Annotated in this window: 20 protein-coding genes and 1 tRNA gene; 1 reads left to right on the top strand and 20 read right to left on the bottom strand. The window is 49.8% G+C overall.

The genetic code is table 11. The features are described 5' to 3' along the window. Positions 1-181: 181 nt before the first annotated feature. The 17 genes from JKK62_RS00650 to JKK62_RS00570 form a co-directional block, all read right to left on the bottom strand. Positions 182-1,480 (bottom strand): RING finger protein, encoded by a 1,299-nt coding sequence (locus JKK62_RS00650; RefSeq protein WP_201426515.1) that lies wholly within the window; start codon positions 1,478-1,480, stop codon positions 182-184. Positions 1,481-2,443: 963 nt separating this feature from the next. After that, positions 2,444-2,518 (bottom strand) — tRNA-Gln (locus tag JKK62_RS00645). 91 nt (positions 2,519-2,609) lie between these two features. After that, a complete protein-coding gene (locus tag JKK62_RS00640; protein WP_186833633.1) occupies positions 2,610-4,961 on the bottom strand; it encodes an ATP-dependent Clp protease ATP-binding subunit in 2,352 nt (783 codons plus the stop codon). 12 nt (positions 4,962-4,973) lie between these two features. Then, positions 4,974-5,624 (bottom strand): CDP-alcohol phosphatidyltransferase family protein, encoded by a 651-nt coding sequence (locus JKK62_RS00635; protein ID WP_201426514.1) that lies wholly within the window; start codon positions 5,622-5,624, stop codon positions 4,974-4,976. 106 nt (positions 5,625-5,730) lie between these two features. Beyond that, positions 5,731-6,435: a CvpA family protein gene (locus JKK62_RS00630; protein WP_186833631.1), complete on the bottom strand. Its 705-nt coding sequence runs from the start codon at positions 6,433-6,435 to the stop codon at positions 5,731-5,733. A 10-nt stretch (positions 6,436-6,445) separates the two neighbouring features. After that, positions 6,446-8,035 carry a DUF5711 family protein gene (locus JKK62_RS00625; RefSeq protein WP_186833630.1) on the bottom strand — a complete coding sequence of 530 codons (1,590 nt, stop codon included), beginning with the start codon at positions 8,033-8,035 and terminating at the stop codon, positions 6,446-6,448. A gap of 35 nt (positions 8,036-8,070) precedes the next feature. Next, complete coding sequence (gene truA / locus JKK62_RS00620; protein ID WP_186833629.1) at positions 8,071-8,811, bottom strand: tRNA pseudouridine(38-40) synthase TruA; 741 nt, start codon at positions 8,809-8,811, stop codon at positions 8,071-8,073. After that, positions 8,808-9,617 (bottom strand): energy-coupling factor transporter transmembrane component T family protein, encoded by an 810-nt coding sequence (locus JKK62_RS00615; RefSeq protein ID WP_186833628.1) that lies wholly within the window; start codon positions 9,615-9,617, stop codon positions 8,808-8,810. Before JKK62_RS00615 ends, truA begins: the two co-directional genes overlap by 4 nt. Continuing rightward, positions 9,614-10,477: an energy-coupling factor transporter ATPase gene (locus JKK62_RS00610; protein WP_186833627.1), complete on the bottom strand. Its 864-nt coding sequence runs from the start codon at positions 10,475-10,477 to the stop codon at positions 9,614-9,616. The genes JKK62_RS00615 and JKK62_RS00610 overlap by 4 nt, the downstream gene beginning before the upstream one ends. After that, entirely contained in the window at positions 10,474-11,325 is an 852-nt protein-coding gene (locus JKK62_RS00605) for an energy-coupling factor transporter ATPase (RefSeq protein WP_186833626.1), read from the bottom strand. The genes JKK62_RS00610 and JKK62_RS00605 overlap by 4 nt, the downstream gene beginning before the upstream one ends. Positions 11,326-11,369: 44 nt before the next feature. Beyond that, on the bottom strand, positions 11,370-12,233 hold the full coding sequence (locus tag JKK62_RS00600; RefSeq protein ID WP_186833625.1) for a class I SAM-dependent methyltransferase: 864 nt from the start codon (positions 12,231-12,233) through the stop codon (positions 11,370-11,372). A gap of 100 nt (positions 12,234-12,333) precedes the next feature. After that, the gene (ruvB, locus tag JKK62_RS00595) at positions 12,334-13,353 is read right to left on the bottom strand and encodes a Holliday junction branch migration DNA helicase RuvB (protein WP_405357134.1); all 1,020 of its coding nucleotides are present in this window, start codon (positions 13,351-13,353) and stop codon (positions 12,334-12,336) included. Between the two features lie 188 nt (positions 13,354-13,541). Continuing rightward, positions 13,542-14,132: a Holliday junction branch migration protein RuvA gene (gene ruvA, locus JKK62_RS00590; protein WP_186833623.1), complete on the bottom strand. Its 591-nt coding sequence runs from the start codon at positions 14,130-14,132 to the stop codon at positions 13,542-13,544. Beyond that, positions 14,132-14,641, bottom strand: coding sequence for a crossover junction endodeoxyribonuclease RuvC (gene ruvC / locus JKK62_RS00585; protein WP_186833622.1), 510 nt, complete (start codon positions 14,639-14,641; stop codon positions 14,132-14,134). Before ruvC ends, ruvA begins: the two co-directional genes overlap by 1 nt. A 210-nt stretch (positions 14,642-14,851) precedes the next feature. Continuing rightward, positions 14,852-15,493 (bottom strand): formate/nitrite transporter family protein, encoded by a 642-nt coding sequence (locus JKK62_RS00580; RefSeq protein WP_186833621.1) that lies wholly within the window; start codon positions 15,491-15,493, stop codon positions 14,852-14,854. Between the two features lie 120 nt (positions 15,494-15,613). Continuing rightward, entirely contained in the window at positions 15,614-15,874 is a 261-nt protein-coding gene (locus JKK62_RS00575) for a hypothetical protein (protein WP_201426513.1), read from the bottom strand. A 144-nt stretch (positions 15,875-16,018) separates the two neighbouring features. Next, on the bottom strand, positions 16,019-16,504 hold the full coding sequence (locus tag JKK62_RS00570) for a hypothetical protein (protein WP_186833619.1): 486 nt from the start codon (positions 16,502-16,504) through the stop codon (positions 16,019-16,021). Positions 16,505-16,648: 144 nt separating this feature from the next. On the opposite strand from JKK62_RS00570, the gene JKK62_RS00565 reads away from it, so the two are divergent. Further along, a complete protein-coding gene (locus JKK62_RS00565; protein WP_186833618.1) occupies positions 16,649-18,298 on the top strand; it encodes a DUF1653 domain-containing protein in 1,650 nt (549 codons plus the stop codon). Between the two features lie 171 nt (positions 18,299-18,469). Here the strand turns inward: JKK62_RS00565 and JKK62_RS00560 are convergent, their stop codons facing one another. From JKK62_RS00560 to yfbR, 3 genes are all read right to left on the bottom strand, one after another. Further along, complete coding sequence (locus JKK62_RS00560) at positions 18,470-18,952, bottom strand: GtrA family protein (RefSeq protein ID WP_186833617.1); 483 nt, start codon at positions 18,950-18,952, stop codon at positions 18,470-18,472. Between the two features lie 81 nt (positions 18,953-19,033). Continuing rightward, entirely contained in the window at positions 19,034-20,266 is a 1,233-nt protein-coding gene (locus JKK62_RS00555; RefSeq protein WP_186833616.1) for an LCP family protein, read from the bottom strand. Between the two features lie 311 nt (positions 20,267-20,577). Continuing rightward, positions 20,578-21,150, bottom strand: coding sequence for a 5'-deoxynucleotidase (yfbR, locus tag JKK62_RS00550; RefSeq protein WP_186833615.1), 573 nt, complete (start codon positions 21,148-21,150; stop codon positions 20,578-20,580). Between the last annotated feature and the right edge of the window lie 37 nt (positions 21,151-21,187).

Genomic DNA, 21,187 nt, shown 5'->3' with positions numbered 1-21,187 from the left:
GAATAATCGTGAACCAGTCACCGAAGTAATATACGATCAGCTCAATCATATTAGAGGCAGAAGCCGCCGTAAAGAATATGCCGAGAATCAGTAAAATGACATTCTTCACTTTTAAAAATGAAATAAGACCGTTTTTAAGATACATAATGAATCCTCCAACATATGAGAAGTGATTTGACTGTTAAACCTTCTCAAATCTTCTTACCACCCAATCGTGCTTATAATGCTCATACGGGCTTGAACAATGCGGGCAGCGCCTGATTCGTGAAGCGTCGAAGCTTGCGCCGCAGCTGCGGCAGGATACCGCGTGGATCGTAAAACCGTAATCGATCTCGGCGCTCGTGCTTTTGCAGAGCAGGAGATTGAATTTATCCTTTTTTCTGAAGATCCTGCTGCCTTTGCAATGGATATCGTCCATATGCACCACAACATCCAGATATACCAAGCCGTTTTCGACAAAGTATTTCTTCACATCGAAAAGACTTCCATAGCGAAGGTCGATAATATCATCAAAGGTATTTTTCATGGGTTCCCCGTCATAGACTGAGAGCTCGTCGTAATTATCCGAGTACACCATAATACTTGTCAAATAAAGGAGCTTTCCTAACAGGTGATCGATGGAAAAGTTCGGTTCGAAACTCCGCATAAAGCCCGGGAGATGCTTTCTGACGCGACGATACCGGAGAATCAGCGGCAGACTTATCAGCGATTTCAAGAGCACATAGCCTACTGTCGCTACGGCAAGAAGAATATATCCGCCTGCCAGACCGACCGCCGCGGCAACAGCGAGATAGAATATGCATTGAATGATGCCGAGGACGTCTGCGGTTTGGAACGCCTGTGCAAACAAATCCATATTCGTGAGATATGTGATCGACGGACCGAGAATGCCGCCGAGGATCACATAGGGCAGTACATGACGGGCGTAGCTGAAGGTCCCGACTGTATAATAATTGGTGATCTTCGGATAAAGATCGTTCAGCAGGAACCGCGTTCCGCAGAACTCGCAGCCTTCGGCGAGCTTTCTGACGACCGTCGGAGCGCCGCAGTGAGGGCACACATAATTGGCGTCTGCGTCGATCTCGGAGTTCTTCTGACCCTTGAGCCATAACGCAAACGCGTAGATATTCTCCTTTTCATGGATCTCCTTTTTCAGCTTGCCGTGAACGGAGTATCCGACCCTCGCGTCAACATTGTGAAAGGGGATCCTCGTCACGTAACGCGTATCGACGTCCATCTTCCACGCGATCCCCTTGAACATCTTGTCGAGATTATGTGTGTAATCCAGAGAGATGGAAGCGCCCTTTTTGTTGAGCCTTTCTCTTTGCAGAGACCGCGTATATTTCAAATCTGCCGACGCGTCGTCGGGATCGGCTTTTTCATTCGGCGTGTTCAGCTGAGAGATAAATCTGTCGAGCATGATCTTTGCCTGCTCGTCGTAGTTATAGTTGGTGTTGTTCGGATCGGAATACATTATCATATCATTCCTTTGTTAGAGTCACCCTAAGAATATCACAAAGCATGACAGGTTTCAACAACATTTCCATCTTGCAAGTCACATTTTTGGTTATCGTAATCATTGAACTGCTGCGATAATCATGCAATAATTTACTTGAACAGCTCACAAATAAGCAGTATCATTCTGCAAAATCAAAGGAGAATAATCATTTGCACACTCCTAAAACAAAAATGATGATTACTTCTTATAACAAAAAGTAATCATCACAGGAGCGAAAAAAGTCGGTTAACAACTTAGTAAAAAAACGGATTTTCAGACCAAAAATAATGGAAATGACCAGAATAGTATGTGGTAATTTCATTTTCAAAAAGAAGAAAAAGCACCTTTTACAGTGCTTAAAATAATCGAGATAAAAGAAATACTCACTATCAGATGTTGGCATCTTCCTATTTTCCCGGGCCGTCGCCAGCCAAGTATTTTCGGCACTACAGGGCTTAACTTCCGTGTTCGGGAAATGTGGTCTCCGAAAAGCCCCGCTTTTTGGAGAAAGGACGAGTGACGAAGCGATACGAGAGCGGATAGCAAGATCTGCTCTCAATGAGCGAAGTCCGCGAGGACGCGGGGTAGACCCCTGCGTCATCAACACCAACTGTTGATAGTGACATCTTTTGGCTCCCCAAGTTGGACTCGAACCAACGACCCTGCGGTTAACAGCCGCATGCTCTACCGAGTGAGTGTTAACCGAGTGATAATGTAATATTACATATATTATATAATTCTCTGTAATCTTCATACAAATAAACATGTTTTTTTGAAAAGTTTTAAGTAAAAAATGAGCTATTCGAGGGTTCGAAACCCGACAGACAGGGAAAACACCCGAAAAATATCTATGTTTCACGCAACAGAAAAACACGTTCTTTATACGACAAAAAGCCCGATAAAATCGGGCTTTTTGGGGTGAATATCTTTTTTATTCACTTAGTATGGCTGGGAAGGCGGGGTTCGAACCCACGAATGACGGAGTCAAAGTCCGTTGCCTTACCGCTTGGCTACTTCCCAACGACAGTAATAGTATACCATAATTTTTGATAATGTCAACATCATTCGCGCGGGAGAAAAAACATCCCGCGCGAATGGATTAATATCAATATCAGATCGTTTCGACCGTCAAGCCCTCGTCGTTTGACGACAGCGCGATCGCGGATATTCCGCCCTCACCGTGCAGGATCATCTGCTCGGTGATCTTATCCTCTACCTCTTTACGGATCAGGTTGCGCAGATCTCTCGCGCCGGACTGACCATTGCAGGATTTTTCGGCAAGATACTGGCAGGCGGCGTCATCATAGCGGAATTCGATACCCTTTTCGCGCAGGGTCTCGACATATTCGCTGAGCATCAGATCGGCGATCTTGATGAAGTCCTCTTCTTTCAGGCTGCGGAAGATGATGATCTCGTCAACGCGGGCGATGAACTCGGGACGGAGGAATTCGCGCAGCCCCTTCATCATGCTCTCACGCTCGGCGTTCTCCTGCGTTTTGCCGAAGCCGAGGGCATTCTCGCGATTCGCGGAACCGGCGTTCGAGGTCATGACGATGACCGTATTGGAGAAATCAACAGTCCTGCCGTGCGCGTCGGTCAGCTTGCCCTCATCGAGGATCTGGAGCAGGATATTCATCACGTCGGGATGCGCCTTTTCGATCTCGTCGAACAGCAGTACCGAATACGGTCTGCGGCGCACCTTCTCGGTGACCTGACCCGCTTCGTCATAGCCGACATAGCCGGGAGGTGAACCGATGATCTTGGAGACAGAATGCTTCTCCATGAACTCGGACATATCCAGACGGATCAGGGTCTCGGGCGTATCGAACAATTCGAGCGACAGCACCTTGACCAGCTCGGTTTTACCCACACCGGTGGGTCCGACAAAGATGAAGGACGCGGGTCTGCGGCGGGGTGAGATCTGGACGCGGGAGCGCTTGATCGCTTTGGCGAGCGCGTCGACCGCTTCATCCTGACCGATGATCTTCTTTTTCAGCGAATCCTCGATATCCTTGAGCTTCAACAGCTCGTTCTCGCGGACTCGGGACTGCGGGATACCCGTCCACAGCTCGATGACATTGGCGAGATCGACCTCGGTGACCTCAGCAGTGAGCGTCGCTTCATCAAAGCCCTTGAGCTGTTCATCGACACGCGCCAGCTCGGACGTCACGGTAGCGAGCGCTTCGTAATCGACGTTTTCTTCGCCGGAGATCGCTTCTTTTGAGGTCTGGAGCGCTTTTTTCTCGTCCATCAGGTTCTCGTATGTCTCACGCTCTTTGTTGCGCAGAGAAGCGCAGGCGCACGCTTCGTCCAGCAGGTCGATCGCCTTATCGGGCAAAAATCGATCGGTGATGTATCTTTCGGAGAAGACCGCCGCCTTGCGGATAATGTCCTCCCCTACCTTGACGTTATGATGATTCTCGTAGTATTCCTTGATACCCATCAGGATATCGATGGTATCGCCGATGCTCGGCTCCGCTACCTTGACGGGCTGGAAACGGCGCTCTAAAGCGGAATCCTTCTCGATGTATTTGCGGTATTCGTTAAAGGTGGTCGCGCCGATCACCTGGATCTCGCCGCGCGATAAAGCGGGCTTGAGGATGTTGGCGGCATTCATGGTTCCTTCGCTGTCACCGCCGCCGACCAGATTGTGTACCTCGTCGATGAACAGGATGATATTGCCGGCTTCCTTGACCTCCTTGGTCAAGCCCTTGATACGGCTCTCATACTGTCCGCGGAACTGTGTGCCCGCGATCAAAGCGGTCAGATCAAGGAGCTGGATCTCCTTATCCTTCAGGCGATGAGGGACGTTGCCCTTGGCGATACGCAGCGCGAGACCCTCCGCGATCGCGGTTTTACCGACGCCGGGTTCACCGATCAGACAGGGATTGTTCTTGGTGCGGCGGGAAAGGATCTGGATCACGCGCTCGATCTCTTTATCTCTGCCGACGACGTTATCGATATTGCCACCGCGCGCTTTGGCGGTCAGATCCTCACAGTAAAGACCGATGTACTTGCGGTTCTTTCGATTCGGCTTTTTGCCCTTACCCTTCTTATCTGAGTTATCGGCAGTTTTGTTCGCGTTATTCGCGTTGCCGAACATATTGAAGAAATTCGGGAAGGAAGGCGCGCCTCCGGGAGTAAAACCGTCCTCTTCCTCGTTGTTATCGTTATCATTATTGTCGGTGGGCTCGAGCTCCGCGTTGGGATTCTGGATACCCATATTGGCAGCCAGCTCGGACATATCACCCATGTCGCCCATATTCTCCATGATGGAATCCATCTGCTCCTGTACCGACTCAAGATCGTCGGGCGAGATACCCATCTTCTTGATGATATCTTCTACAGGTTTAATGCCCAATTCCTTGGCGCACAGCAGACAATAGCCGCGGGGCTGCTGATCGTCCTTATTGCTGGACACAAATACGACAGCGGGGCGCTTTTGACATCTTGAACAAACCATATACCTTCTCCTTTACTTTTTAGTCGTGATCGAAGCCTGAACAGGAGGATTGGAAGCGTCCTTGGTCTTCTTTTCCTTCTGCTGCTTCTGTATTCTGAAAAAGATGATAGCGTAATTGACCAACGCGAAAATCATCATGCCGGCAGTCACGCCGAGGATGGTCAGCGAAAGCGTCTCGTTTCTGAAATCAAAGATCGCCATCGCCACGACCAGCACGACGGAAACATAAAACATAAATGTACTGATCTTTCCGTACCATGATGACTTAGGCGGGATAATACCCTGATTGATGATAATAGTACCGCCGATGATCATCAACACATCCTTGATGACCATCACGATCATCAAAGGCAGTACGTACGGCTCGATGCAGATCAGGCAAACGCCGACAGCGATCAGCGTCAGCTTATCCGCCAATGGATCGAGCACCTTGCCCAGCTCGGATTCCTGATGGAACCTACGGGCGATAAACCCGTCGAAAAAATCAGAAACACCGGATATCACCAGTATGATGATCGCGGGCGTATAATCCATTGTAATGTACCTTCCAACGATAAACAACGCGACAAAAGGCGTGATCAAAATAATTCTGAAAAACGAAATCGCATTGGGTATGGTCATCAGATCCTTACTGATGACCTCGTTTTTCTGTTCGTTGCTCATAATCTTTTCCTCAAAAACTTCCATGAGATTTCCTTATCCCCTAACGTGTTAACGTCACGTACTCAGTCGAATCCATACGAAATCAACCAAAACCAATGCGGATCCATCAACTCTTTCCCGAAATCAAAGAACCGATCCAGGTAAATATATTACCACTATAGAAGTGGTAGAATATGAAGGAATTGTTAATTGTTGACTCATTGAACCATGAAGAGTTGGATCCGACGTTAACGATAATGAGTTTTGTTAAATAAGCCAGCATACATACCAGCAAGACCGCGTCGATCAATCCGATCACCGCTCCGCCGACGCGGTTGACCACGTTCAGCACCGGAAAACGGAACAGACGGACAAGCGGTCTTACCAGGATCCTCTGCAGGATCATCATCAAAAACAAGAAAATAATGATCGTGATAAAAAATGTCAGGATACCGCAGGCAACCGGCTTGACAGCAGTGTTGACCGCCTCGGTGATCGTACCGGTCGCATTGGAGATCGGCCCCGAAAACGCATTGGTGAGATCCTCTGCTTTCAGATCGGTGATCCCCGTCAGCCATGATGGCAAAGCCGAAATAATACTGTCCGCCGCTTCGGTACTGACGCCGTTTACGGCATTGGTGACCGCTTTTTCCATCGCGGGTCTTACGATAGAATTATAGGACAACAGCGAAAGCCACTGTCCGAGCGCGGTAGCGCCCAGATATGAGATCAGCGTCGCGATAAAACGTGCCAAAGATCTGGCGGCTCCGCGAAAAACATTCAAAGCGATCAAGCCGATAAAGATCAGGATGACAATAATATCAAAAATCATATAACATACCTCACATTGAAACAGCGTCGATATATCCCGTACACAGGACATATACGTCGGATGATGTATACATGATAACGGAATGCGGATCCGAATTCAGCTCTTTTTCGGAATATGCTTTACCGTCCTTGGAATACAGCATGACCGAGTCGCCTGTCAGCAGCGCGACCCTGCCTTTATATGTAGAAAGATTAATGATCTTTTTGTCGACTGAGAAAGACTTGGATTCTTCACCGGAGGCGGTATATGAAAGGATATCACAATTTCTGCCGTCGCCGGAGCTGGACAGAGACACCGTATAGGTATTGGTATCGTCGTTGATATCAAACGCCGTCAGGGAGCGACCCTCATAGGAATTGGTCTGCAAGCCACCGTCTTTACCGGTGTTCAATACATAAGAGGCGTTACGCCCGACAGCACAGGCGTATTTATCATTCAGGTACTTTACCTGATAGATGATATCGTTATTAACCTCCTGGATCATCAGCGGCTTCTCCTGTGTGAAATCAAGTACATAAAGCGCCGATATCTCGGAGCCGTTCAGTGCGGACAATCCCGCTACGACGGCCTTTGTCCCGCTTGAATTCAGTGTAACGGAGGTGACATAATAATCAGCGAACGAGTAAGCAAAGATCTGCTCATCCTTTTCATTATACACATAAAGCTTCGATAAATATCCGCTGCTCTGGGTCACCAGCGCATAGTAGCCGTTATCGATATAATCCGCCGTTAAGAGGTTATCCTTTGCTTCAAAGCTAAAGGTTTTCCCCTCTTTGTTGATCAGCTGATAGCCGGTTCCGCCCAGATTATATACCAAAGCGCCTTTATCACAGACCGTCAGCACGGGGTTGATGAAAGCGTGCTGTTCGCTGAAAAGAGATCTTCCGTAATTGTTGAGCAGCTTCGTCTTGGTGTCAGACGCATAACAGATATCCTGTCCGATCACATCAAAGTTGCCGGCGTTGACGCGTTCTCCCTTGATATCAAGAGGGAATTTTTCTTCGCTCTGTTGATTGAACACGCCATACTTGAAGAAGTTGGAGATGTTGTGGAAAGAGAATTTATCGGCGTTGAATACCGCGAACACGACCGCGAAAAGGATCACAACGATAATAGAAACCACAACGATCCTTTTGACCGGCAGCTTTTTCTTGCCGGAGGGCGCTTCCTGTTTCGCGTGACCGAAAGCGGGTCTCTTTTCGGGGAGTTCTTCTTCCTCCTCTTCTTCCTCTTCGTACTCTTCGTCCGGCACGCCCTCTACGTCGTGTATCGGTTCCTTCTCTATAGCCGGTTTTTCATCCACGGCAGATTCCTCTTCGGGATGATTGTCCGGAACTTTCTCTTCTTCCGGTTCCTCCTGAGGAGTATCCTGTGCAGGCAGTTTCTCCTCGATCTCATCCTCATCCGGGAACTTTTTACGAGCGCGAAGCTCTTTCCGTTTTTGTTTTTTCAAAAGCCTTTTCAGCTTTTTCGCGTTTTTATCTTTTAAACGCTTATCCTGTTCAAGCTTTGCGTTATCTTCGACCTCTGATTCATGCTCAGGATCTTTGAACTTGATGATCTTTTCATCATCCGCAAAGCGTCTTCCTTTTTCATCCATATTGTCACCCAATCCAGGTTTATTATTGACTGATATCACTCATAAAATACTTTGTTCAGATACAATCCGCAGGACGGCGCTGTCGGACCGGCGAGCTTACGGCTTTCTCCCTCGATGATCTGAGGAAGCGTGCCGAATTCGATCCTACCGTTGTTCATCGCGAGCAGCGTACCGACCATGATGCGAACCATATTATAGAGAAAACCGTCTGCCGCGACCGTAAAGGTCACCAGCTCGCCTTCTCGTTGGATATAAAAATACTTTACCGTGCGGGTAAAATCTCCTTTTTCACGCTTATCCAAGGTGCAGAAGGAAGTAAAATCATGCGTGCCGACAAACGCCTGCGCCTCGCGATCAAGCTCTTCCACATCCATTTCATATCGATAATGAAGCGCCAGATCCTGCAAAAACGGATTGCGCACACGGCTGTTCCACACCTTATAGACATACTCCTTGCCCTTGCAGGAATAGCGGGCATGGAAATCATCGGGCACCTGCCGCACATCGGTGACGGCAACGTCATCGGGAAGATAACGGTTCATCGCCATCATCAGGTGATCCTCGGTGATCGGATGCGCGATTTTCATCGAAACGCAGTACATATTGGCGTGGACGCCGCTGTCGGTTCGTGAACAGCCCTTGATATCCGGGCGCTCATGAATGATCTGATACAGCGCCTCCTGAAAGACCTCCTGTACGGTAAGCGCGTTGTCCTGGATCTGCCAGCCATGCAGATCCTTACCGCAGTAAGTCAGCGTTAACAGTAAGTTTCTCATACAGTAATATTGACAAATACATTCAGTAATACGACTCCCGCGATCACCAGCAGCGTGAACACGATGCTCAGGTAATCACGTGTCGCGAGGTGGAGTTGTTTCATGCGGGTACGTCCCTCACCGCCGCGGTAGCAGCGACATTCCATCGCGACCGCCAATTCATACGCGCGTCGGAACGCGGAGACAAACAGCGGAACCAGGATCGGTACCAGCGCCTTGACGCGTGTGATCAGATTACCGCTCTCCATATCGGCGCCTCTCGCCTTCTGCGCCGCCATGATCTTGTCGGTCTCCTCCAATAAGGTAGGCACAAAACGCAGCGCGATGGTCATCATCATCGCGATCTCATGCACCTTGACATGGAAGATCGTCAGCGGCTTCATCAGCCGCTCAAGCGCGTCGGTCAGATCCGTCGGAGAAGTGGTGAAGGTCAGCACGGAGCTGCACAGGATCAGACATACGATGCGCACGCAGACGAATACCGCGTTATGGATACCCGCCCATGTGACCTTGATAAAGCCCCATTGAAAGATCGGCTCACCTGTTCCGTAGAACAGATTCAAGAGCGACGTGATGATCACGATGACGATGATCACCTTCAGGCTCTTCAAATACATTTTCAGCGGCACCTTTGACAGTATCACGATCATCAACACGACCGCCGCCATCAGCGCCAACGAAACATAATTAAACGTACAGAAAACCAGTATGATGTAGGCGATCAGGCTGAGGATCTTGACGCGGGGATCCAGTCGATGGATCACAGAATCCGCGGGAAAGTACTGTCCGAGGGTAATATCTCTCATAGACGACCCTCCTTTTTCAGATACTCTGTGATATCGTGGACGGCTTTTTCAACCGTCAGCGTACCTTTTTGCAGGGGATATCCCGCGTCTATCAGAGAATCGACGATCGAGGTGATCTGCGGGATACGCAGTCCCATCTCAGCCAAACGATCTCCTTGTGAAAAGACACGTTCGCAGGAATCGATCATCTGCAGATGAGAATGATCCATCACAAGCGCCTTGTCACATACCGCCGCGACGTCCTCCATCGAATGGGATACGAGCAGGACGGTATTGCCGCGCTGTTGGTGATAACGATAGATCTGGGTGAGCAAAACATCTCTGCCCAAGGGATCCAGTCCCGCGCAGGGCTCGTCGAGGATCAGGATATCGGGATCCATCGCGATGACGCCCGCGATCGCGGCACGGCGCTTTTCGCCGCCGGAAAGATCGAACGGAGATTTTTGGAGCAGCTCTGTATCCAATCCGACAAACTGAGCGGCACTGAGCACACGCTCTTTGATCTCATTTTCACTCAGCCCCATATTCATCGGGCCGAAGGATATATCTTTTTCTACGGTTTCTTCAAACAGCTGATACTCGGGATACTGGAACACCAGTCCGACCCGGAATCGGATCTTTCTGATCTCCTTGGGCTTATCCCAAATGTCGATCCCGTCCAGTATGACGGAACCCGATGTGGGCTTTAACAAGCCATTGAGCATCTGCACCAGTGTGGATTTGCCGGAACCGGTATGACCGATAATGCCGATAAAATCACCCTGCTCCACATCAAAGCTGACATGATCAACAGCCGTATGCTGAAACGGCGTTTTCTGTGAATAGATAAAGGAAGCGTCTTTCACGCTGAGTAAACTCATCGAAGCACCTCCTTGAGCATCGAGGTACATTCTTCCTCGGTCAGGGGCAGTTCGTTGATCTCGACGCCGCAGGCGCGCAGCTTATGGCACAGCTCGGTCGCCTGCGGGACATCCAGCCGGTGCTTTTTGAGCAACTCCACCTGAGAGAAAACCTCCCGGGGTGTGCCTGATGTAAGCATCCTGCCGTTATCGACCACATAGACCCGATCGGCAAGCACCGCCTCTTCCATATAATGCGTGATCATCACGATCGTGATACCGTTCTCACGGTTGAGTTTGATGATCGTGTCGAGCACTTCCTGTCGTCCCTTGGGATCGAGCATCGCAGTCGGTTCATCCAGCACGATACAATCGGGCTTCATCGCGATGATACCGGCGATAGCGACACGCTGCTTCTGTCCGCCGCTGAGCTTATGCGGCGCGTTGAGACGACAATCATACATGTCGACAGCTTTGAGCGCGTCATCGACCCGCTTGCGGATCTCATCGGAGGGAACGCCGAGGTTCTCGGGACCGAAGGCAACGTCCTCCTCTACAATACTCGCGACAAGCTGATTGTCGGGGTTTTGCAGTACCAGACCGACCTTGCGTCGGATATCATAGGTGACCTTTTCATCGGAGGTATCCAGTCCGTCGATGAACACTTTTCCGGACGCGGGCAGCAGCATGGCGTTAAGATGCTTTGCCACCGTGCTTTTACCGGAACCGTTATGTCCTAATATCGCGACGAACTCGCCCTTCTTAATATCAAAGCTGATATCGTTAAGGACGGGATCTTTGATCACGGTACCCGATTCGTTCTGCGATTCATATTGAAATGTAACGTTTTGTACAGAAATATAATCCATATACTCTCCAAATCACTCGCAGGCTCATTTGAAGCAATATCAAATCACCTGCGCCATATCGCGGTGGAACCGCAAGGCAGGGTCAGTCCTGATTCGGTAACGTCCAGTCCGATCTCATCGGATGAAACGGCGCCGCCGAATCGGCTTTGTACGACTGTCCCCAATAAATATTCCATCACCGAGGGAGATAATCCCGTGGTGTAAGAATTCAAAATCACAAATTCCGCGTTGTCGGCGATCACACCGGAGCACAGCTCAACGAACTCGTAGATACGTTCTTCGAGCTTCCAGACCTCGCCGTTCGGACCGCGTCCGTAGGACGGAGGATCCATGATGATACCGTCGTAATGATGGCCGCGGCGGATCTCACGCGCGACGAACTTCGCGCAGTCATCCACGATCCAGCGAACCGGTCGATCGGCAACGCCGGAGGAGATCGCGTTCTCCTTTGCCCAGTTGACCATGCCCTTTGCCGCGTCGACATGACAGACCTTCGCGCCGGCTTTCAGACAGGCGATGGTCGCGCAGCCGGTATAGCCGAACAGGTTGAGGATATTCAGCTGACGGTCGGATCTGCGGATGATATCCGCCGCGAGATCCCAGTTAGCCGCCTGCTCCGGAAACACACCGGTATGCTTGAAGCCCATCGGCTTGACGTTGAAAACAAGATCACGGTATTTTACCTGCCACGAGGCGGGTACTTTTTTGAACATTTGCCACTTACCGCCGCCGGTATTCGAGCGGATGTAGCGCGCGTGGGCGTTATGCCAGAGCGGATTTTTGCGCTCGGTATTCCAGATGACCTGCGGATCGGGACGGATCAGGATGACGTCGCCCCAGCGCTCCAGACGTTCTCCGCGGGAGGAATCGATGAGCTCATAATCGCTCCAATAGGTTGTTTTTCGCATGTTGGTTTCTCTCTTTTATGAAATCGGTTGAGATTGCCACAGTCCTGACACGTGTGTCCACGCGTGTCCACGCATGTCAAGGACTTCGCAATGACGATCTTTAGTCAAACAGGCTGCCTTGCGCCGCCGCGGTATTGGCGGGGACTTTGTAGCCGAGGTGCTCATATGCCGCCGCGGTGACACAGCGTCCTCGCGGTGTGCGGGATAAAAAGCCGATCTGCATCAGATAGGGTTCATAGACGTCCTCGATGGTCACAGCCTCTTCGCCGATCGCCGCCGCCAGTGTTTCCAGTCCGACAGGGCCGCCGCGATAATACTTGATCATCGCCTCGAGCATACGTCTGTCATTCTGATCCAGACCCAGTTCGTCGATCTCTAAGCGATCAAGCGCTGTCTGCGCCACTTCAAGGGTGATCACGCCGTCGGAGATGACCTCGGAGAAATCACGCACACGCTTCAACAGGCGGTTGGCGATTCGAGGTGTGCCGCGGGATCGGGAAGCGAGCTCCAAAGCGCCTTCTTCATCGATCTTGATGTCCAGAATACCCGCGGAACGGGTGATGATCTGCGCCAGTTCTTCGGGTGTGTACATCTCCAAACGCAGTACAACGCCGAAGCGGTCGCGCAAAGGAGCAGTCAGCTGACCCGCCCTTGTCGTCGCGCCGACCAAGGTGAACTTCGGCAGCGGCAGATGATAGGAAGCCGCCATTTGACCTTTACCGGTGATGATATCGATCGCGAAGTCCTCCATCGACGGATAGAGGATCTCTTCAACGGATCGTGACAGTCGGTGGATCTCATCGATGAACAGCACGTCGCCGGGGTTCAGGTTAGTGAGCAGCGCCGCCAGATCACCGGGCTTTTCGATCGCGGGGCCCGAGGTGATGCGGATATTCACACCCATTTCATTGGCGATGATACCCGAGAGCGTCGTTTTACCCAGTCCGGGAGGGCCGTACAACAGCACGTGGTCGAGTGATTCGCCGCGCTTTTTTGCCGCTTCGATAAATATCCTAAGATTCTCTTTTGCTTTATCCTGACCGATATAATCCTCCAGCGTTTTGGGTCGCAGAGGGTTATCGGAGTCGATCGTGTCGGATGGGATCTCGGAGGTATCCATGATACGATCCTCAAAATCCATCTCAAAATCGGTATTATAATCCATTATACAGTTCCTTTCGGGAGGAGTACAGTGGCGCTTAACCAATCACAGGCTTTGCCTGTTCTTGGAGCGCTGTTGCATGAGAGTTGTAAACCAAATCAAAGATTTGGACAACTCCTCAAAGCCCCTCCCCTACACAAGTGATATTATGCCATTTGCTTCAAGGTCGCCGCGATCATCGCTTCTACCGGCATGGTCGGGTCGAGCTTGGAGAGGATCGGGGTGACGTCAGCGGCGGAATAACCCAGCACGGCGAGCGCCGCGACCGCCTTGGGCACGTTGCCGGTATCCACGATCACACTGCCCTTGCCGACGTCAAAGCCGGCTGTATCGGTCACGCCTTTGATCTTATCCTTGAGCTCCAGCACGATACGCTGTGCGAGCTTCGGTCCTACGCCGTTAGCGCGGGTCAGGGTCTTGCTGTCACCGGAGGATACGCACATCGCGATCTGCTCGCTTGTCAGATCGGACAGGATCGCCAGCGCCACCTTGGGGCCGACGCCGGTGATGCCGATCAGCATCTTGAAGGTGGATAACTCGCCCTTCGTGGCAAAGCCGAACAGCTCCATCGCATCCTCGCGGACGTTCATGTAGGTATAGAGCATGGTCTCGGTATTCAGCTTGAGCTGTTTTTGCGTGGTGATCGAGGTCTGCACCCGATAACCGACGCCGCCGCATTCCACTACGGCGAATCCGGCGTCCATCAATATCAGGTTGCCTCTGACGGAATATATCATTACTTGATCCCTCGTTTCATCATCGTATCGCGCAGATTCGTACCCGCCGCCTGCGTATGTGTGATCGCGATCGCCAAAGCGTCGGCGGTATCATCGGGCTTGGGCACTTCTTTGAGATGCAGGAGCCTGCGGGTCATCTCCATCACCTGCGGTTTGAGCGCTCTGCCGTAACCGGTCACAGCGGTTTTGACCTGCAAGGGTGTGTATTCATACACCGGGATGCGCGCTTGTTGAGCGGCTAACAGGATCACGCCGCGTGCCTGCGCGACCTGGATCGCGGTCGTGGTATTCGTGTTGAAATAGAGCTTTTCGATCGACATCGCGTCGGGCTTTGCGTGCCCGATCAGCTCGACGGTATCGTTATAGATCTGCTCAAGGCGCTGATTGAAATCCGTATGCGCTTCGGTCGTGATCGCGCCGAACGCGACGGGACGGTGCGAGGTGCCTTTGTATTCGATTACGCCCCACCCGACGATCGCGTAGCCGGGATCGATACCGAGGATGATCAAAAGCTCAGCTCCTTCTTTGATCGGTTGAAATCACTGAGGATCGACATCAATATCAACCGCTCAGAACCTCAGCAACGGCTCTCTTAAGAAAGGGAGCCTGAATGTGCATAATTTGACAGTTTATTATAACACAATTACACCGTTATAGCAATAATAAAATGAAAAAAGTCGCACCAAACTGCGACTTTTTCAACCATGATATTTATGCAATTATTTAGCTGATACCGCTTTTTTCACCATGTGGAACGCCACCGCGCCGATCAGGTTGCCGAGCGATACCAAGAGGATGTATACGATACCCTGTACCGAATACAGTGAATAGGCGGATGACGCGGCAAAATAGAACATGTCCGCTACGCTGTGTTCAAAGCCGCACAGGACGAAAGCAGGTACACAGGTAAATACCAAAATATACTTGGGAAGTGACTTCTTATCCTTATCGCTCCTGAAATAATCCACCGCGATATACACGAGGATGCCGCATAACGCGCCCAAAATGATCGTCTGCCACCACGACTGCGTGAGCTTGTTATCGCAGATCGTCTTGGCGGTTTCGGCGAGATTTGGTTTTGCGAACATGACGAGCGTTCCCATCAGCATACAGCCGAGGAGATTGCCCAGCCAGATCGTGCACAGATACGGGATGTAGGACGGCTTATTCTCGAGCAGATAGGCGGTTTTGCCGGTGAACAGCAAAAAGCCCATGATCAGGATCACCGACAGTCCCAGTGAGAACATGATCGCGCCGAGCTGTGCTTTTTCCGCCGCGACACACGCCAGATATACCGCCCCGCCGAACGAGATCATGATGCCCGCCAGCACGGCGGAAAACAGATTTTTTACAAATTTCATTTTATTAGACCCTTCTTTTATTCGTCTTTTTCACGCCACACTACTATAGCAAATCCGACTTCATTTTACAATAGCGTAAAAGAATTATAATACTAATCCTTGATAATCAGTTTAAATAATTCAATCGGATTCGTCTTTTTTCAGCGTCAGCACACTGCCGTCGCGGTTCAGCTCTACCCTATCGCCGTACAGACGATAACCAAAGGAGTAGTTCATGCCGCTGTTTTCGTCAAAAATCAACAGCTCGTCATCCGTCAGCATACATAATCCGCCGATAGAAAGAGAGCTGTCATCATTCTCGATCTCGAGATATCCTTCGGTCTGTGTAAAGGACAGTGTTACCTCCGCTCCGTGCTCAAAAGAACCGCTCCATGTATACATCTTCAATTCATCCGCGGGTCGCTGAATACTTTTGACACAGGACGAAAGACTGAGTACTACTATCAAGAGAAGTAAGATCCGCAAAAACTTACCGCGCATAACCATCACCATGACAGTATATGCGCGGGATCGTGCGATAAGAAGTTATTCGGTTTTCTCTTCCGCGTCGGCTCTTTCTCTCATGCGGGTCGCCTGGAAGCCCTGCGTCGTCATGAACATGATCACGAGGATCAGGATCAGGCTGATGATGCCGCCGTAAGCGATCGAGGAGCCGGGGCCGAAGCAGATCACAACGGCGCTGAGGATACAGGTGATATAGCTGATGACATACTTTTTCTTGGATTTTTTATCCAAAAGGAAGAAGAAGAACGATACGATCGGCAGGATGACCAGAATCGCGCCGTAGATCGCGCTCATCACCTGACCGGCACTGCCGTAACCGTTGGGCTGTATCAGGAGATTGACCGCGGTGAGGATGGAATACTGTCCCTCGTCATTCACAGGGCCGTACATCAACGGCATCCATACTTCCGTCAGCACCAAAAGAAAATACATCACAGCTAAAAATATGCGGATTTTCTTTTCGGAGCTTGACTCCTTGATCTCGTCTTTATCGAAATATTTCGCCATCATTGCACCTCAATCATGTAATTTATTGATCATCACGCTCTTTATATTAGCACAAACCGACGATTAATACAACAATAATTTGACTTTATACGAAAAAATGCTATACTTCAAAGTGAATTTGTGCAAACAAAGGAGGTATCATGTATGCACTGGATTCATAACACCGTCATCTATAATATCTACCCGATCGGCTTCTGCGGAGCACCGAAGGAGAATGATTTTCAGCTGAACTACCGACTGGACAAGATCTATGACTTTATCCCCCATTTCAAAAAGATGGGCGTAAACTGCATTTTGTTCAACCCGGTATTTGAGAGCACCCGTCACGGCTATGATACGATCGATTACAGAAAGATCGACAGCCGTCTGGGCGATAACGAGAGCTTCAAAAAGATCTGCGACACCCTGCATCAAAACGGGATCCGCGTGATCCTCGACGGCGTGTTCAACCATGTCGGACGCGATTTCTTTGCCTTTAAAGATATTCAGGAAAAAGGCATGGGCTCCCCCTATACCTCATGGTTCCAGAATATCCGTTTTGATCAGCAGAGCCCCTACGGCGATCATTTCAGCTATGAGGGCTGGGCGGGATTCTATGATCTTGTCAAGCTTAATCTGCAAAACGAGGATGTGCTGAACTATTTGTTTGACGCGGTGCGCTACTGGATCGACGAATTCGATATCGACGGTCTGCGCCTGGACGCCGCCAATGTCATGGACGTGAACTTCTTCAAGCGTCTGCGCGGCGTTACAAAAGAGAAAAAGCCTGATTTCTGGATGTTCGGCGAGATCGTCGGCGGCGATTACAACCGTCTGGCGAACGCGGAAACGCTTGATTCCGTCACCAACTACGAGATCTACAAGGGATTGTTCTCCAGTCACAACGACCGCAACTATTTTGAGTTCGCTCATTCCGTCGATCGTCAGTGCGGCGACTGGGGTATGTACAAGAACATCTACATGTACAACTTCGCGGATAATCACGACGTCACACGACTGGCGAGTATCATCCGCGATAAAGCGTTACAGAAAAATGTATACACCATGCTCTACGCAATGCCGGGTGTTCCCTCGGTCTATTACGGCAGTGAGTTCGGCATGGAGGGCAAAAAGCAGCGTCATTCCGATGATGATTTGAGAAGAGAACTGAATCTGAACGCGTTGGAGAATCCCGATTACGCGCTGTTTGAGCACATCTGCAAGCTCGGCAAGATCAGACACAGTCTGGAAGCGCTGCAGTATGGCAAGTATAAGAATGAACAGATCCAGCTTGAGCATATGTGCTTTTCGATGAAGACCGACAATCAGAAGGTCTATATCATGCTCAACCAGAGCAATGAACCGCGCAGCATCGGCGTCAACACAGACTTCAACGGCGTTCTGACCGATGTGCTCAACGGCAATCAGCAATACAGCTGCAACGGCTGGTGTGAGATCAGCGTACCGCCGATGAGCTCGATGATCCTTGTCGCGAACGACGGTTCTTTTCAGATCGATTTTTCGGACGACGAGTGCGATGTAACTCTACCTGCTGTTGAGGAATCGACCGCTCAGCCTGCTCCCGAAGAACCCGAGTTAGTGCCCGAGGAGATCGTCAAGGGACGATACAGACATTTCAAGGGCAACGAATACGAAGTGGTCGACTTTGCCAAGGACAGTGAAACGACGGAACAGATGGTCATCTACCGCGCGCTGTACGGCGAGCACGATCTGTGGGTGCGCCCCTACAAAATGTTCCAGGAGATCATCGAAAGAGACGGAAAGAAAATGAGAAGATTCGAAAGGATCGACTGAGCCGCATCATAAATTATTTAGTTTCTCCCTTCGGTTGATCAATTATGCAATTCCTCAGTCCCCATTCGGGGACAGCTCCTTTTACCAAAAGGAGCCTATGAAAGCAGCTACGAATACTGCTTTTTCAACATAACAGAAAGGCTGTCACACATTTGATGTGACAGCCTTGTTTTATGCCTGTTTATTCAGTTCCTCGTGATTCTGCTCAAGCTTCTTCTTCGCGCGCTGCGCTTCTTTTTCGATGTACTTCTTGTCATTGTCCACCTGCTTGCCGTATACAACAAATCGGGTAAACAGGAATTCGGTGATAAAGTTCAGCAGCATGCTGAGAATCTCGACCAAGTAATCATTCCAGCCCAATGTCTCGACCAGAAAATTTCCTCCGATCGTGGAGAGCGGTGTGAAGATCAAATAGTAGATAAAGACCTTGAGCATTGCGATCGGGACGTTCGCCGCCGAATGGAAGGTGAATTTACGATTGATCGTAAAGTTATAGAGCACCGACAGCACCAATGAGATCAAATAACACGGCCAGTAGCTGAGCCCCGAAAACTCGGTCAGCAGTGTAAAGCTGACGATCTGGATGATTCCCGCCGACGCGGAGAACAGCACAAATTTGATCGTGCGGATTAATTCTTTCTTTTTGTTATTCATAAAACCCTCAAAAAACCATCAATACCGATTTTCATTACATATTAAGATCGCGGAAACCGAAGCTGGTTTCCGCGATCAACATTAATATTGAGCAACAGAATTAGCGGTCGGCGCGGTAGTCGCCGCAGCGGAAGAAGAGGAAGCGGAGGAAGATCCACCGGATACAGAATCCTCATAAATGAACTTCGCAACGTCCTTACGAACACCGTCCCAGTCATGGATCGCTATAACACTCTGACCGTCGGGCGTCGTGCCGTATCCCCATTTACCCTGAGTCGGCAATGAAAGCTCCTCCATATCATATTTGATATAAGTCATCATGTTGGATACAAGGAAGGTGATATCGCCTTTCTTCAGGTTTGTGGTGACCAGAGGACCGATCTTATTCGCAATAGATACCAGTTCGGTCAAAGAAGCGTTCTCACGCAGGCTCTTGACGATCGTTTGGATCAGGTTGCGCTGACGCGAGGTACGATCCCAGTCGTCGCCGGAGAAGCTGTATTCGGGGTTACCGCCCAAGCTCTCCTCGCCGCGATCTCGTGCGTACCACAGCGCCTGATAGCCGTCGAGATGAACCATCTGCTTTTCTTTGGTCTCGTCATACTTTAAGAACGAGGTAACGTCGGTCTGATCGTTGACGTCGATCTGCGCGTTGATATACTTGATCTCCTCAAGCGTCAACTCGATATCGACGCCGCCGAGCGCCTCGATGATTTCTCTGAATGAAGAAAAGTCAACCGTCGCGTACTTATCGACCTTGATACCGAAGTTGGTTTCAATCGTATCGATCGACAATCTCTCGCCGCCGAAGGTGAAAGCGGAGTTGATCTTGTTTTCACCGTGACCGGGAATGCTGACGTAGGTATCACGCTGGAAGGAAGTCAGCTTCAGCTTCTTGTGAACGTTATCGATCGAGAGCAGGATCGTGGTATCACTGCGTCCGTGATCCTCTTCGGTCGCGGGAGAATCCTGACCGAAAAGCAGGATATTCAAAACATTATCACTCGAAAGCAATGTGTTGCCGCCGTTAGCGACGGAAACAGTCGTTTCGGTGGTGACAGTGGTAGCGGCGGGAGCCTCAGCGGGTTCTAATTCTTTGAAGTGCATCGAATCCAGAACCTTGTAGTAATAAACCAATCCGGAACCGACCAGAAGCATGATCAAGGACAGCACCAGAACAAATATCCTGCGTCCGAGACCTTTATTCTTTTTCGGCTTACGGGGAGCCGGTTCTCGCCTTTCTCTATCGTCGTATATCTTATCCATGTCATCAGATGATGAAATATCTACATAATCGTCATCATATTTAGCCATATAAGATACCGCCTTTCGTCATAAAATCTATGTAAGCGGACAAACTCTTACATTATAAATCATTCTTATATTATACTCAAAAAGAATTATTTAATTTTCTATAAAAGAATATATGTCGAAATTCATACTTTTTTTACAAGTTATGGCGTATATTAGCGCAACGGGATATGAACATATACTAAATCTACTTCTTCAATACAAGTATTCAAGCGTTCGGAAAAGCACAGTGATTCATATAGTTCGCTGTTATTTCGGTCGAGATTACCACAGCATAAACACACTTGTTTGCCCTTCGTAATGACCGTTTTCAATCAACCCAGCTCATCCAGCGTCAGATAATATGCCGGGATACACTCTTCCATAAATATCTTTAACGCGGGCAGCTCCATCTTTTCGATCGCCGCTTCGGTAGCTTCCTTTGCTTTCAGGAATTCATTATTCCCCATGCGGACTTCTTCGATACATTTGATCAGGGCGGAAAGTTTATCCGCCGCCTTGACATACCGCTCCAAAACAGCGTCATCATTGGAGATCAGCGGACGGTAGATTTCTTTCAAATCATCCGGCAGCATACTGATCAAGCGCTCCTCCGCTACCTTTTCGACCGTTTTGTACGCGTTCTTGATATCGGGGTTATAGTACTTGATCGGCGTGGGCATATCGCCGGTGACGATCTCGCTCGCGTCGTGGAACAACGCGATCACAGCCGCCTTATCAGCGTCAAGCTCCTCATGCAGACGAGTATTCGCGATCGTGACCAGCGCGTGCGCGAGGATCGCGGTTTCGAGGCTGTGCTCGGAAATATTCTCGGTTTTTGTATTATTCATCAATCCCCAGCGGTCGATATATTTCATCCGTGATATCATAGCGTAAAAACGATTCATTGACCAATCTCCTTTAATTTGACAAAAAACTTAAAAT

Source organism: Ruminococcus difficilis (assembly GCF_016680995.1).
This window is presented reverse-complemented; position numbering and strand designations above follow the sequence as displayed.

What these genes read in the sequence shown, in the direction of transcription:
- yfbR (WP_186833615.1), bottom strand. Translation starts at nt 21,150, where the DNA reads ATGAATCGTTTTTACGCTATGATATCACGGATGAAATATATCGACCGC.
- JKK62_RS00570 (WP_186833619.1), bottom strand. Translation starts at nt 16,504, where the DNA reads ATGGCGAAATATTTCGATAAAGACGAGATCAAGGAGTCAAGCTCCGAA.
- JKK62_RS00635 (WP_201426514.1), bottom strand. Translation starts at nt 5,624, where the DNA reads ATGAGCAACGAACAGAAAAACGAGGTCATCAGTAAGGATCTGATGACC.
- JKK62_RS00640 (WP_186833633.1), bottom strand. Translation starts at nt 4,961, where the DNA reads ATGGTTTGTTCAAGATGTCAAAAGCGCCCCGCTGTCGTATTTGTGTCC.
- JKK62_RS00650 (WP_201426515.1), bottom strand. Translation starts at nt 1,480, where the DNA reads ATGATAATGTATTCCGATCCGAACAACACCAACTATAACTACGACGAG.
- JKK62_RS00580 (WP_186833621.1), bottom strand. Translation starts at nt 15,493, where the DNA reads ATGAAATTTGTAAAAAATCTGTTTTCCGCCGTGCTGGCGGGCATCATG.
- JKK62_RS00575 (WP_201426513.1), bottom strand. Translation starts at nt 15,874, where the DNA reads ATGTATACATGGAGCGGTTCTTTTGAGCACGGAGCGGAGGTAACACTG.
- JKK62_RS00560 (WP_186833617.1), bottom strand. Translation starts at nt 18,952, where the DNA reads ATGAATAACAAAAAGAAAGAATTAATCCGCACGATCAAATTTGTGCTG.
- JKK62_RS00610 (WP_186833627.1), bottom strand. Translation starts at nt 10,477, where the DNA reads ATGAGTTTACTCAGCGTGAAAGACGCTTCCTTTATCTATTCACAGAAA.
- JKK62_RS00615 (WP_186833628.1), bottom strand. Translation starts at nt 9,617, where the DNA reads ATGAGAGATATTACCCTCGGACAGTACTTTCCCGCGGATTCTGTGATC.
- JKK62_RS00605 (WP_186833626.1), bottom strand. Translation starts at nt 11,325, where the DNA reads ATGGATTATATTTCTGTACAAAACGTTACATTTCAATATGAATCGCAG.
- JKK62_RS00625 (WP_186833630.1), bottom strand. Translation starts at nt 8,035, where the DNA reads ATGGATGAAAAAGGAAGACGCTTTGCGGATGATGAAAAGATCATCAAG.
- JKK62_RS00600 (WP_186833625.1), bottom strand. Translation starts at nt 12,233, where the DNA reads ATGCGAAAAACAACCTATTGGAGCGATTATGAGCTCATCGATTCCTCC.
- ruvB (WP_405357134.1), bottom strand. Translation starts at nt 13,353, where the DNA reads ATGGATACCTCCGAGATCCCATCCGACACGATCGACTCCGATAACCCT.
- ruvA (WP_186833623.1), bottom strand. Translation starts at nt 14,132, where the DNA reads ATGATATATTCCGTCAGAGGCAACCTGATATTGATGGACGCCGGATTC.
- JKK62_RS00565 (WP_186833618.1), top strand. Translation starts at nt 16,649, where the DNA reads ATGCACTGGATTCATAACACCGTCATCTATAATATCTACCCGATCGGC.
- JKK62_RS00630 (WP_186833631.1), bottom strand. Translation starts at nt 6,435, where the DNA reads ATGATTTTTGATATTATTGTCATCCTGATCTTTATCGGCTTGATCGCT.
- truA (WP_186833629.1), bottom strand. Translation starts at nt 8,811, where the DNA reads ATGAGAAACTTACTGTTAACGCTGACTTACTGCGGTAAGGATCTGCAT.
- JKK62_RS00555 (WP_186833616.1), bottom strand. Translation starts at nt 20,266, where the DNA reads ATGGCTAAATATGATGACGATTATGTAGATATTTCATCATCTGATGAC.